General features: G+C 38.3%; 8 protein-coding genes and 1 pseudogene. 7 read left to right on the top strand and 2 right to left on the bottom strand.

All coding sequences use genetic code 11. The features are described from left to right. Positions 1 to 102 precede the first annotated feature (102 nt). The 4 genes from CXF79_RS07950 (at position 103) to CXF79_RS07935 (ending at position 7,114) form a co-directional block, all read left to right on the top strand. The gene (locus tag CXF79_RS07950) at positions 103 to 3,087 is read left to right on the top strand and encodes a TonB-dependent receptor (protein ID WP_101154581.1); all 2,985 of its coding nucleotides are present in this window, start codon (positions 103 to 105) and stop codon (positions 3,085 to 3,087) included. A 100-nt stretch (positions 3,088 to 3,187) separates the two neighbouring features. Next, complete coding sequence (locus CXF79_RS07945) at positions 3,188 to 4,732, top strand: tryptophan halogenase family protein (RefSeq protein WP_101154580.1); 1,545 nt, start codon at positions 3,188 to 3,190, stop codon at positions 4,730 to 4,732. A 30-nt stretch (positions 4,733 to 4,762) separates the two neighbouring features. Beyond that, positions 4,763 to 6,247: a tryptophan halogenase family protein gene (locus CXF79_RS07940; protein ID WP_101154579.1), complete on the top strand. Its 1,485-nt coding sequence runs from the start codon at positions 4,763 to 4,765 to the stop codon at positions 6,245 to 6,247. An 87-nt stretch (positions 6,248 to 6,334) separates the two neighbouring features. Continuing rightward, on the top strand, positions 6,335 to 7,114 hold the full coding sequence (locus CXF79_RS07935) for a sugar phosphate isomerase/epimerase family protein (protein WP_101154578.1): 780 nt from the start codon (positions 6,335 to 6,337) through the stop codon (positions 7,112 to 7,114). Positions 7,115 to 7,226: 112 nt separating this feature from the next. Here the strand turns inward: CXF79_RS07935 and CXF79_RS07930 are convergent. Both CXF79_RS07930 and CXF79_RS07925 read right to left on the bottom strand, forming a co-directional pair. Continuing rightward, positions 7,227 to 8,092, bottom strand: a pseudogene (locus tag CXF79_RS07930) (glycoside hydrolase family 3 N-terminal domain-containing protein); the annotation flags it as partial. 213 nt (positions 8,093 to 8,305) lie between these two features. Beyond that, the gene (locus tag CXF79_RS07925) at positions 8,306 to 9,574 is read right to left on the bottom strand and encodes a sugar MFS transporter (protein WP_101154577.1); all 1,269 of its coding nucleotides are present in this window, start codon (positions 9,572 to 9,574) and stop codon (positions 8,306 to 8,308) included. A 277-nt stretch (positions 9,575 to 9,851) separates the two neighbouring features. On the opposite strand from CXF79_RS07925, the gene CXF79_RS07920 reads away from it, so the two are divergent. The 3 genes from CXF79_RS07920 to CXF79_RS07910 all read left to right on the top strand — a co-directional run bounded on the left by CXF79_RS07920 (position 9,852) and on the right by CXF79_RS07910 (position 14,159). Then, positions 9,852 to 11,183, top strand: a complete 1,332-nt coding sequence (locus tag CXF79_RS07920; protein WP_101154576.1) for a GH1 family beta-glucosidase — start codon at positions 9,852 to 9,854, stop codon at positions 11,181 to 11,183. Between the two features lie 45 nt (positions 11,184 to 11,228). Continuing rightward, positions 11,229 to 12,764 (top strand): MFS transporter, encoded by a 1,536-nt coding sequence (locus CXF79_RS07915; protein ID WP_101154575.1) that lies wholly within the window; start codon positions 11,229 to 11,231, stop codon positions 12,762 to 12,764. Between the two features lie 66 nt (positions 12,765 to 12,830). Further along, positions 12,831 to 14,159: a glycoside-pentoside-hexuronide (GPH):cation symporter gene (locus CXF79_RS07910; RefSeq protein ID WP_101154574.1), complete on the top strand. Its 1,329-nt coding sequence runs from the start codon at positions 12,831 to 12,833 to the stop codon at positions 14,157 to 14,159. Positions 14,160 to 14,181 lie beyond the last annotated feature (22 nt).

Raw genomic sequence — 14,181 nt, 5'->3', positions numbered from 1 at the left:
TTAAAAAATACTGGTTTGTTTTATTTTTTTGTATCATTATGTAAGCGCTTACACCAACACATAATTATAATATAATATGGTCCACTCGACTGGGGATGTAACATGAGTAAGAAAATATTCACTAAGACAAGAATAGCGACAAGTTTATCACTGATACTTGGAGTAACAGCACTGCCAGCAATATCAGCAGAAGAAGCAAGCTTGAAAGACAGTGATGAAATTGAAATCATTGCCGTAACTGGCATGCTTTCAAGTATTAAAGAATCGACAAGAATTAAGCGTGATGCTTCTGGTGTCGTTGATGCTATCTCAGCTGAGGATATTGGTAAATTTCCTGATACCAATTTAGCAGAATCTTTACAACGCATTACGGGTGTATCAATTGATCGTACTAATGGTGAAGGTAGTAAAGTAACCGTACGTGGTTTTGGTCCCGACTTTAATATGGTTACCCTCAATGGCCGTACAATGCCAGCATCTGGCTTACCTGCTGGTGGTGGTGTCGCAAATTCACGAGCCTTTGAATTCTCAAATTTAGCATCTGATGCTGTTAAATCTGTTTCTGTCTATAAAACAGGTAAAGCCAACATAGCTACTGGTGGTATTGGCGCAGTTATTGACATAGTAACAGGCAAACCCTTAGATAACCCGGGCATGCATGTTAGTGTTGGTGCAAAAGCACTCATGGATACAAGTAACCGTGTAGGTGATGATGTTACACCTGAGTTATCCGGTTTATTCAGCTGGACTGATGATGATGAGATGTTTGGCGCCTCATTAACAGTTAATACACAAGAACGACATAGTTCTACCTCTGGTGCATTTGTTAATCAATGGCGAACCGGTGCCTTCGATGGCACAATCCCACAAGCAGCTGATGATATTCAATTAAACAATGCACCTGATATTGGTCAACTTTATTCAATGCCATCAGATTTACGCTACTTTATTACCGACCAAGAACGTGAGCGTACTAATGCTCAACTTACCTTACAGTTCAGACCTGTCGAATCTTTAACTGCAACGCTTGATTACACCTATTCAAAACAGGATACTTTTCAGGCACGCGCTGAACAATCTATTTGGATGGACACCTACAAATCTAGTTTAGGTTTTGACGATGAAACGACAGCCACTCCAATCGATTATAATGAAGATCGTGGTGATCAACCCCCACGTGATTTAGGTTTAGCGCAACAAGAGCTAAACCAAGTAAATGAAAATGATTCAATTGGTTTAAACATTAGTTACGACGTTAATGACTATTTTAACATCACTTTTGATGGTCATAGCTCAACAGCTGATAGCTCTCCTGATGCAGAATATGGTAGTTGGGTTAATGCAGGGTTAGGTGCAAACATTTCTGCTGGTCAAGGTGTTGATTTTAGTAATGACTACCCTACTATGCGAGTCGATTTTGACGATTGTGACCCAAGAAGAGGTTTAAATTGTAACGGCATACTTGATCAAGATGATGTGGGTACATCAATTCTTGATATGAACTATGCATCTCAAAAAACCGATATTAATGAATTTCGCCTGATTGGTGCTTATGAGTTCGAGGAAGGCAGTATCGAATTTGGTATTGAGTCTCGTTCTATGGAGAGTCATTCTGTACAAAGCTTAACACGGCACACTATGGGTAACTGGGGTGTTGAAAACCCTGGCGAGTTACCTGCTGATTTCTTAACTCCTGTTAACTTCACCAAAGAAATTAATGATTTTGATAAAAATGGTGCCTTCAATCAAGGTTTCACTGGTAGTGCTTCACAAATTGGTGCTTGGGCTGCTGGCGAATATGGCTTTGATTTTGTAGCCAATGGAGCGTCCGCGACTAACCGTACTATTAAAGAAGATATTACCGCCGCATTTTTTCAACTTGACCTTTCAGGTGAGTTAGGCGGTCGTCCATATAACATTTCTGCGGGTCTACGTCTTGAAAGTACTGACGTCACTTCTTCAGCTAATGTAGCACTACCTAATGCGGTTGCATGGGAGGGTAATAATGACTTTAACGTACGTTTCGGTAATGGAATGCAAGACTTCTCTGCCGATGCAAGTTATGACCATGCATTACCAAGTTTCGATTTTGACATCGAAGTTGTTGATAATGTTGTAGCGCGGTTCTCTTTCAGTAAAACTATTGCTCGACCTACTTATGATCAATTAAGTGCTGCCGCTTCTGATGTTAGCGGACCGACCGGCCCAACTAGCTTGCCAGGTGTTCAACTAGGTACGGCTTCTAATGGTAACCCTGGTTTATTACCATTAGAGTCAAATAATATCGATTTATCTGCTGAATGGTACTTTGCAGAGACGAGTTATGTATCGATTGGTTATTATGAAAAGCGTGTTAATAACTTCGCTGGTCGTCAACCTGTTGAAGAAAATGTATACGGTTTACGTGATGCAACTGCAGGCCCTCGTGCTCAAGCGGCCGCTTTAGCGTTAACTGCATTAGGTGAAGAAATAACTGATACCAACTTATTTGCTATGGTTGCTGCAACCGAAAATAATGTTGATTTCTATTCGATGCCAGCTGAAGATTTTGAAGTTCAATATGATGTTTTACCTAATGGTGAAGATCCCTTAATGGACTTTACGGTAACTAAGTTTGTAAACAATAAAGAAGCTAAAATCGATGGTTTTGAATTTGCTGTTCAACACTTTTTTGGCGAAACAGGTTTTGGTTTTCAAGCGAACTACACCACTGTTAATGGTGATGTAGGTTTTGATAACAACGGTGACCCCTCAGTAACTCAGTTTGCCCTAGTGGGTTTAAGTGATACAGCTAACCTAATACTAATGTATGAAAACGATGACTTCCAAGCACGTATTGCTTATAACTGGCGAGACAAGTTCTTAAATACACAAGCTCAATATATAAATGAGCCTGGTTATACAGAAGAATACGCACAGGTAGACTTTAATGTGGCTTATCAAGTTACTGAACAGCTATCTGTCTTCTTCGAAGGTATTAATATTACTGGTGAAGATACTCGAACTCACGGTCGTACCACAGCACAATTGTGGAATTTATCAGAGCAAGAAGCACGTTATGCTTTAGGTGGTCGTTATACTTTCTAATTCAAAGTAGAGAGTAGACTATGCTTATAAATGCCGTGCTCTTGCACGGCATTTATTACATGACACTTTATAGTATTATTACTATTCGGCAGGAGCTAACATGGGCAAAGCTATTAAAAAAATTGTTATTGTTGGTGGAGGATCAGCGGGTTGGATTACCGCCGGAAGCCTCGCAGCAGAACATTGCGTCAATGCAGCGAGTAGTATAGAAGTTATTTTGATTGAATCACCTGAGGTTAATAGTATCGGTGTTGGAGAAGGCACTTGGCCTTCAATGCGTAATACTTTAGAAAAAATTGGCATAGATGAAAAAGAGTTTTTGCAACAATGTGATGCCTCATTTAAACAGGGGTCAAAGTTTATAGGTTGGACAACCGGTGATGACACCGACTCTTACTATCATCCCTTTATGACACCTGATGGTTATGGCCACATAGATTTACATGCCGCATGGCAAGCTAACCATTCAGAGCAAGCTTTTGCTGATGCGGTTAATATTCAAAGCCATGTTTGCCAAGCAGGTCTCGCACCTAAACAACTGGCAACACCAAGTTACGCTGCCGTTACCAATTATGGCTATCACCTTGATGCAAAGAAATTTGCCTCACTTCTACATAAACACTGTACTCAGAAATTAAATGTTCAACATATTGTTGATCATATGGACGGTATTATTTCTGCAGACAATGGTGATATTAACGCCATAAGTACCAAAGAACATGGTCATATAGCCGGTGATTTATTTATTGATTGTACCGGTAGCGCATCATTGCTGCTGGGAAAGCATTTTAATATTGGCTTTATCAATAAACAGCACATTTTATTTAATGATTCCGCCCTTGCTGTACAAGTTCCCTACCCTGATCAAGTAAACCCAATAAATTCAGCCACGTTATCAACAGCACAGAGTGCTGGCTGGATTTGGGATATTGGTTTACAGACACGACGAGGTGTTGGTTACACCTACTCGAGTCAGTATATCAGCGATGCTGAGGCTGAAAAATCATTAAGACAATATCTAGTCAATTCCGTTGGCGAAGAGCAAGCTAATTTACTCAAGCCCAAAAAATTAATTTTTGAACCCGGTCATAGAGAAAAGTTTTGGCATAAAAACTGTGTTGCCATAGGTATGTCTGCAGGGTTTCTTGAGCCTCTTGAAGCTTCTGCCTTAGCCATGGTTGAATTATCATCAACTATGGTCAGTGAAGAGTTACCCGTGACGCGTGCCCATATGGATATTATTGCTAAGCGATTCAATGAGAGGTTTAACTATCGCTGGCAGCGTATTATCGATTTTTTAAAATTACATTACATTTTAAGTAAACGCACTGATTCCCACTACTGGAGAGATAACCAACAACCTAACAGCATTAGTGAAGAACTTCAGGAGCTGATAAAATTATGGCAATATCAACCTCCAAGCCGTTATGATTTTGTTCAAAATGAAGAAGTATTTCCTTCAGCAAGTTATCAATATGTACTCTATGGTATGGGGTTTGAAACAGAGCAACGCGCTAACCCAAGAAAATTTGAGGCTAATCCCCTAGCGGAAAAAACGATTGCAGAGACACAAAAAAAAATAGATAAATATCTTACGGGTTTGCCCACTAATAGAGAATTACTCAATAAGTTAAAAGAGAAGTAATAAGATAAACATCAGTGAAAGGTAGTTATTATGAAAGATAAAATTGAAAATATTGTTATTGCTGGTGGCGGTACCGCTGGTTGGATGGCGGCAGCAGCTTTTTCAAAACTACTAGGGAAGAACTTAAATATCACCTTAGTTGAGTCAGATGACATTGCCTCAGTAGGCGTAGGTGAAGCCACCATACCTCCGATAAAAACATTCCATAAATTACTCGGTATTAATGAGCAAGAAGTTATGCGAGCCACGCATGCCACTTTTAAACTCGGTATAGGATTTGAAAACTGGGGACAACAAGGTGACCATTACATTCACTCCTTTGGCGTCACAGGTAAAGAATGTTGGGCAGGTGAATTCCATCATTTTTGGTTACATGGTCTTCGCAAGGGCATTAAAGCCGACTTTGGTGATTATTGTTATGAGTTGCAAGCAGCGAAAGCAAATAAGTTTGCTTTATCAAAGAACACGCCGATTAATTATGCGTATCACCTTGATGCCACACGCTACGCAAAATATTTACAAGAATTTAGTAAAAAACTGGGCGTAATTCGTGTCGAAGGAAAAATTCAACAGGTAAATAAAGGTAATAAAACAGGCGAAATAAACTCACTTACACTAGCTTCAGGACAAGTCATTGAAGGTGACTTTTTTATAGATTGTACTGGTTTTCAGGGGCTTTTAATTGAACAAGCTCTTCACACTGGATTTGATGATTGGTCACACTGGTTACCCTGTGATAGAGCGGTAGCAGTGCAAACCAAAGCGGTTGCAGCACCTTTACCTTACACACGTTCAATAGCCCGGAAAAGTGGCTGGCAATGGAGAATACCATTACAAAATCGTGTTGGTAATGGCCTGGTTTTTTGTAGTAAATATTGCTCAGATGAAGAAGCGATAAGTACGTTAACAGCAAACATCGAAGGGGAGTTACTTACAGAGCCACGAATCATAAAATTTAACACCGGCCGCCGTCGAAAGGGTTGGAATAAAAACTGTGTAGCTTTAGGTTTATCAAGTGGTTTTATCGAACCTCTTGAGTCAACAAGTATTCATTTAATTATGTCTGGAATTATCCGCTTATTACGTTTATTTCCTTTTGATGGCATCCATCAATCAGCTATTAATGAATACAATAACAAACTCGATTCAGAATTAAACGCCGTTCGTGACTTTATCATACTACATTACAAAGCAACTCAGCGTGAAGATAGTAATTTTTGGTTACATTGTAAGAATATGGAAATCCCCCCTTCCCTAGTGCATAAAATGCAATTATTTAAAGATACAGGTCGTGTCTTTTTAGATGATGGCGATATTTTCCGCGTAGACTCTTGGACCCAAGTAATGCTCGGCCAAGGCATTATGCCAACGCAGTACCACAAAATAGCTGAAATAATGAATGATAAAGAGCTGGAGAACTTCATGAGTAACCTGAAAGCATCGATAACTAATGCTGTTGAACAATTACCTAGTCACACAGAATTTATACAAAGTTATTGTAAATCAGACTATTAAAAAATACTGCTTATGTACAAGCGACTAGCATTGTATTGTTAATAGTTTTTGCTAGTTAATATCAACACTCACACAGTTGAGAAGTCTATGAAAAAAACACCTAAACTCAGTGTGCAACTTTGGTCTGTCAAAGATGCCATTAACCAAGACTTTAATGGCACACTTAAGACGTTATCTAACATGGGTTTTGACGGTGTTGAGTTCGCCGGTGAATTAGGCTCATATGCGAATGATGCTAAAGCATTAAAACTCTTTTTAGATTCAATTGACCTAAAAGCCAGCGGCGCTCACGTATCTTTTGAACAATTGGATCAAGACAACTTTCAAAAAACTGTAGATTTTTATCATCAATTGCAAGTTGATACCTTGATCATTGGTTTGGATGACAGATCTTGGCATCCGCAAGGTATAGAAGAGGTGGTAAAATTACTCAATCAACTTGATACAAAGCTAGAACCTTATAATATAAAAACCGGTTTTCATAATCATGAACACGAATTTGATAACTTTAAAGGCACTACTTACTGGGACTATCTAGCCATGAATACTAAGGATTCCGTCGTATTACAACAGGACGTAGGTTGGACAACATATGCAGGTAAAGATGCCGTAGAGTATGTTTATAAGTACCCTAATAGAAGCTTTACCACGCATTATAGAGTATGTATTCCCGAAGGAGTTAAAGGTAAACAACCTATTATTGGTCGAGATACAATTGATTGGCTGAGGCTGTTAAAGGCTAATATAAATGTTGGCGGGACAAAATGGATAGTTGTTGAGCAAGATGTATACCCCAATGGCATGAGTTCTTTAGCAGCAGTTGCCTTGTCTAAAAATGGATTAGAGCAATATATCGATAAACTTTAATAAACCTACCGGTTAATTTTTATTTTGTTAGCTACAATTTATTGCGTTATTGACAAGAAATATTAGCTTGTTCAAGGCTATTAGGTCGAATATAAACATCAGTAAAGTCTATATTTAACGGACCTGGCTTTTCAAAAAAGGCCGGTTCTGAATTTAACATGCAAAATTCTGCTAACGGCATCATCAATACGCGTTTGTGCAATTTCACCACTGTTAACTTGTGCAAGAGTACTTTCATAAAGTATTTTCCAAGTATCCATAGGTACCATAAAAATATTTAAAGCTGCATTTATCGCTTGTGGACAGCTTTCATTTGAACAGCCTTTCATTTGTCCATGACCATTCCAGTCACCAACAACAAAACCGTCAAAAACCATTTATCTTTTAAAAAATCCGTTAATAAATATTTATAGCCATGATTTTTTACCATGCCAACTGTTGAATGAAGCCATCACAGATTGAGCGCCAGCGGTTAAACCACCTACATAACCTTGGCCATGTACATCAAGTAATTCTTGCTCCGATGAGAGAGTATTACCTTGATCGCCCCTAAAGCAATATTATGAAGGAACAAAGTAGCACCAATAACATTCTTATGTCCGTGCACAGCATCTCTGCCCCACACAGTAGAAATTCGATTACCATCTAAAGAATCATCGATTGATGTTTGATACATGGTCTCAGCTAGGTTGACCCAATCATCAGGCGTGGCATATTTATCATTTTTAGGAAAAGCGCCACCGCCATTTAAATAAGACCCAAAGCCATATTTACGCATATCTTCAACCGTGATATCTCGTATTTCGGGTTGGATCATTTATGCTACTTTTTGCTCAAGCGTCATTGTGCTTAATAGCGAGACTATTTTCCTTCATTATCAGCGTCAGTTTTAACGGCTATATCAAGTGTCGGCCAGATATCAATGTTAGATGAAGCTATTGAGACTTGTGATGACCCAGCTGTTTTATCCTGCTTTATGTCCGTTACTTGTTTTTGTTTATTTCCATTACAGCCAGCCAACTAACCAACCAACCAACCAACAAATAACGATGCCATAGCCATGCAAAGTATGCTGGCACCTGGACTATTTTTATCTTTTTTTCATTATGTTGTTTCTTGTTTATTTTAATTTCTAATTTTGAATTTTGAATTTTGAATTTTTAATCAAAAGGTTAAATAGATAACAATTTATTAGTTGGCAATCGCTTTTACTTTACTGCCTGATAGACCGTAATAAGCAATAAAAAAATAGCAGAATATAGGTAATAAAAAGGCAGGTTGTACACCAATATTATCTGCTAAAACACCTTGAAAAAGAGGAATAATTGCACCGCCAACAATTGCTAAACATAAGATACCCGAACCTTGACTGGTATGCTTACCTAAGCCTTGAATGGCTAAACTAAAAATTGTCGGAAACATAATTGAATTACATAAACCAACAAGCAAAATTGCCACCATGGCAAGTGTACCTGAAGAGAATACAGCAACTAAAATCAATATAACGGCGAGCGTTGCGTTAAAAAATAGTGCTTTACCCGCAGCAACTTTTTGCATAACAGCAGCACCAATAAAACGTCCTACCATAGCTCCTCCCCAATAATAAGCAATATACTTTGCTGCTTGGTATTCTTCTAAACCAGCAATCGAAGGCTCGGCAAAAAAGCTGACTAAAAAGCTACCAATAGCAACTTCAGCACCAACATAGACGAAGATACCAACAGCACCGAGTACCAAGTGACGATATTGCCATGCACTGCCACTATCCTCTTGTTCATCTTTTTGAGCGTCTTCTTCGACCAAGGATAAATTGGGTAATTTTAACCAAGCAAAAACGGCAGCCAGAACTAATAACATAGCTGCTAGAAAAACATAAGGCATTTGAACTGATTCTGCTGACGTTTGTGGCGACAGGGCATCAGCTGCTTCATTTAAAATTAGAAAGGCGCCAAAAAATGGTGCTACTGTTGTGCCTAAAGCGTTAAACGCTTGTGTCATGGTCAAACGAGATGATGCAGTTTTAGCATCACCTAACATACTTACATATGGGTTAGCTGATACTTGAAGTAAGGTAATACCACTAGCCAATATAAATAAAGCCATCAAGAAAACGGGATAACTATGCATAGATGCAGCAGGATAGAAAAATAAGCAACCAATAGCAGCGATGAGCAGCCCTAAAACAATACCTTTTTGATAACCCAGCTTTTTCACGATTGCGCCTGCGGGTAATGAAAAAAGGAAATATGCACCAAAAAAGCAAAATTGTACCAACATAGCCTGACTATAAGATAAATCAAAAACGCCTTTCAAATGCGGAATTAAAATATCATTTAGACAGGTTATAAACCCCCACATAAAAAATAACGATGTTAATGACGTTAGAGCGAATGCAAAATTTTTATTGTCTGGCATATCGTTCACCTGATTAAAAGTACCTGAATTTGAATGCGTTGCCATAATTCCCTCTTCTTAAATTACTTTGTTGTTATTACTTAACTTGTCACCGACTAATAAAATATAAATAAAACGTTATATTTCAGTGTATTAAATAAATTTAAATTGAAACACTATGAAAATGGTTGACCTAAGTCTTATAAAGCTCTAACCTAAATGTAAGCGCTTACATCCATATTAAAGAGCATCCAGATACATTTATCAACCTTTTTTGTAAGCGCTCACATAAAAAAAAGATAATTGCCAAAATTAATTGGCTTAAGAAATAGGTATTTAGTTAATGACTGTCAAACTGACTCTACCCACTCAATCTAAAATGCTTTCAAAAGATTTTGTATACGGTGTAGCAACCGCTTCATTTCAAATTGAAGGTGGAAAAGCATCAAGACTTCCCTGTATTTGGGACACTTTTTGTGACACACCAAATACAATTGCTGATGGGTCAAATGGTGAAATGGCTTGTGATCATTTCAATCGTTGGCAAGACGATATTGAATTAATTGATTCAATAGGTGTTGATGCCTATCGGTTATCTATTTCATGGCCACGCGTAATAACAGAGTCAGGTGAGCTAAACCAAGAAGGTGTCGCTTACTATATGAACATTTTAGATACGCTAAAGTCCAAGCGTATTAAAGCATTTGTTACACTATATCATTGGGATTTGCCACAGCATCTTGAAGATAAAGGTGGCTGGTTAAATCGAGAAACCGCATATGAATTCAGAAATTACGCTAATTTAATTTCAAAGGTTTTTGGTCATCGTGTTCATGCTTACGCAACACTAAATGAACCTTTTTGTAGTGCCTTTTTAGGATATGAAGTAGGTACTCATGCACCGGGTATAATCGGAAAAGAATTTGGCAAAAAAGCAGCGCACCATTTATTACTTGCTCATGGCTTAGCAATGGAAGTATTAGCTAAAAATAGTCCTAATACGTTAAATGGTATCGTACTTAACTTTACGCCTTGTTATCCTGAATCGGAATCTTTAGCTGACATAAATGCTGCAGCCTTTGCAGATGATTATTTTAATCAATGGTATATAAAGCCATTGTTTGATGGCAAGTATCCAGAAATCTTATCGACACTGCCAGCTGCCCATCAACCTGATATTCATGAGGGGGATATGGCAATCATTGCTCATTCTATGGATTATTTAGGTGTCAATTTCTATACACGAGCGATTTATCGCGCCGATGTTGATGAGCACTTCTTACAAATAGATCCCCCAGAACCTCGTACAGATATTGGTTGGGAAATATATCCCAAAGCCTTTACCGAACTCTTAGTTTCTCTTAATGAAAAATACAGACTCCCCCCTGTCTATATCACTGAGAACGGTGCGGCAATGGCTGACAAGATTATCGATGGTGTAGTAAATGATCAAGATAGAGTAGATTATTATCAACAACACTTAAATGCCGTTAATGACGCTATTGAACAGGGTGTAAAAGTTGATGGTTATTTTGCCTGGAGTTTAATGGACAACTTTGAATGGGCTGAAGGTTATTTGAAACGCTTTGGCATTGTTTATGTCGATTATGAAACACAAGTAAGAACAATTAAAGCTAGCGGACTTGCTTATAAAGCGTTAATAACGAATAGATAACTGAATGTATTAGCTAAGAATTGCAGTTAAATGACAGGAAACCAAATGACTAAACTCCCCTTTTATGAAAAAGTAGGTTACGCCATGGGCGATGCTGCAGCTAATTTAGTTTGGCGCGGTGCTTTAGCTTACTTAGCCGTATTTTATACTGATACTTTTGGTTTAACCGCTGCCGCTGCCGCCATGCTATTTTTGGTGGTACGTTTATCAGATGGTGTAACCGACATAATAATGGGTATGATTGGCGATAGAACGAATACTCGTTGGGGAAAGTTTCGCCCTTGGATATTATGGTCAACACCTTTTTTAGCCTTGTTTATGGTACTAAGTTTCACTACTCCTGACTTAAGTTATAGCAACAAACTTATTTATGCTTATGTAACCTATATCGGTTTGACGCTTGCATACACAGTAAACAACGTACCTTATTCGGCGTTAATGGGCGTGATGACGCCAAGTGATACAGAGCGTACTAGTTTATCTGGCTTTCGTTTTGCTGGTGCCTTTGCAGGTGGTTTGCTTGTAATGGGTTTTCTACCTGACTTAGTTGCCTATTTTGGTGAGGGTAATGATGCCATAGGTTATCAATATAGCATGTACTTATTTGCCGCAATTTTGATAGCCTTAATGTTAATTACTTTTGCGAGTACCAAAGAACGTGTTACGCCAAACATTGATGAATCAAGTAATTTAAAATCTGACTTGCTCGATTTAAGTAAAAACCTACCTTTTATTGTTCTTCCACTATTAGCGATGACATTATTCTTCTATTACCGTGATATTTATAGCGGCATATTTTTTGTTATTATCATGGGCTCCATGTTAATTCTCATTAAGAGGTTAATCAAAAAAACACCTAAAAACTTAGGTGGTACTCAAAGAGATATGGTTGACTTACTTACCAATAAACCTTGGTTAATATTACTCGGCATTGGTTTTCTAACTATGATGTTTAATGGCATTAAATACGGCACTATTGCCTACTATTTCAAATACCAAGTGGGTGATGAACTCATGGCAGGGAAATACTTTATTGCCTTATTACTCGTTTCTATATTAGGCGCATTATCAACAAGTTATTTATCAAAAAAGTTAGGTAAACGACAATTATTTATTGTCTCACTTCTGCTAAGTGGTTTGCTTACTACTGCTTTTTATTGGGTACCTAAGGGCAATGTTAGTGCTATTTTTGCTTTAGGTTGTAGTGCTGAATTTTTTGCGGCCATAATGCCAACATTATTCTTTACCATGCTAGGTGATTCAGCGGATTACTCTGAATGGAAAAATGGTCGCCGTGCAACCGGCCTCATTTATTCTGCTGGGACTTTTGTGCAAAAAACCGGTGGTGGTTTTGCTGGTGCATTAGTATTGGTTGTGCTTGCTGGCTATGGCTATGATGGCATGGACAAATCAACTATCGCAGCGTCACTGCCTGGCATGCAATTACTAATGAGCTGGATTCCAGCTTCCTTTGCCTTTGCTGGCGCTGCCTTAATGATTTTTTACCCGCTAACTTGTAAGCAAAATCAACAAATTGGTAATGAATTAATCCTACGTAGAACACCTTTAGCTGCAGCTTAATAATTTTCAATAGTTTTATTTTAAGCTTACATGAACAAATTTAGATGATAAAAAAGTGGGATATTAATGATTAGTGTAAGAGAAAAAATTGCTTATGGTTTAGGTGATACTGCCAGTAATATAATCTTTCAAACGGTAATGATGTTCTTATTACTGTTTTACACTGACGTTGTTGGTTTATCTCCTGCTGTGGTTGGTACTATGTTTTTATTCGTACGACTAATCGATGCGGTTACCGATCCAATCATGGGCCACTTAGCCGATAAAACCCGCACTAAGAGGGGACAGTTCCGTCCTTATCTGCTGTGGTTAGCGCTACCTTTTGCTTTGATCAGTATATTAGCTTTCACCACACCCGACTTAACCGGTAATAATAAAGTTATCTATGCTTTTGTCACTTATACCCTTCTTATGATTGCTTATACGGCAATCAATATTCCTTATTGTGGTTTAGGCGGTGTTATTACTGCTGATGCAAAAGAGCGAGTCACGGTACAATCATATCGTTTTGTATTTGGTATGTTAGGCGGCGTCATTGTTGCAGGCGCAACTATGCCAATGGTGGAATGGTTTGGCCAAGGCGATACTGCAAAAGGCTACCAATATACAATGGTCGCAATGAGCAGCTTAGGCGTCGTCTTGTTTTTGTTATGTTTCTTAGGAACAAAAGAACGAGTAAAACCACCAGAAAACCAAGACTCATCGATGAAAGAAAATCTGCAATCATTATGGAAGAATGACCAATGGCGTATATTATGTATTGCTTCTTTTTATTTACTCACGGGGCAAGTTTTACGCCTTACCCTTGCTGTTTATTATGTTAAGTACTTTCTCGGGCGCGAAGATTTAATCACGTCATTTTTAACACTAGGCGTAGTGGCAAGTATGATAGGTTGCGCGGTAGCACAGCCGCTCGCTAAACGTGTATGTAAAATAAAAGCCTATATAGCACTGCAAAGTTTATCCGCAGTTATATGCCTAGCGAGTTTTCTTATTTCCCCCGACCAAATTATTCTTGCGTTTGTCGCCTTTATTGCTTGGACGTTTTTTCTTGATATGGCTTCACCACTACTGTGGGCAAAAATGGCAGATACCATTGACTATGGTCATAAAAAAACAGGTATTAGGGTAACAGGCCTTGTTTATTCTGGCGTAATATTTTTTATCAAAATGGGTATTGCTATTGGTGGTGCACTTGCTGGATGGTTATTAACTTTTTACGGTTACCAAGCTGATTTAGAACAGAGTGAGGCTACCAAGCAAGGTTTATTATTATCATTTACCGTTTTACCTGCATTAGGTTCATTTGCTGTAGCTTGGGTAATGCGAAAATATACCTTAACCGAACAAAGAGTCGTTCAAATACAGGTAGAATTAAGCACGGAGACTAAGTAACTTATTGACGAATATGCTAGAA

It is taken from the genome of Colwellia sp. Bg11-28 (assembly GCF_002836245.1).
Lineage (GTDB): Bacteria > Pseudomonadota > Gammaproteobacteria > Enterobacterales > Alteromonadaceae > Colwellia > Colwellia psychrerythraea_A.
Note: the sequence above shows the minus strand (reverse complement) of the source record. Positions and strands in the feature narration are given on the sequence as shown.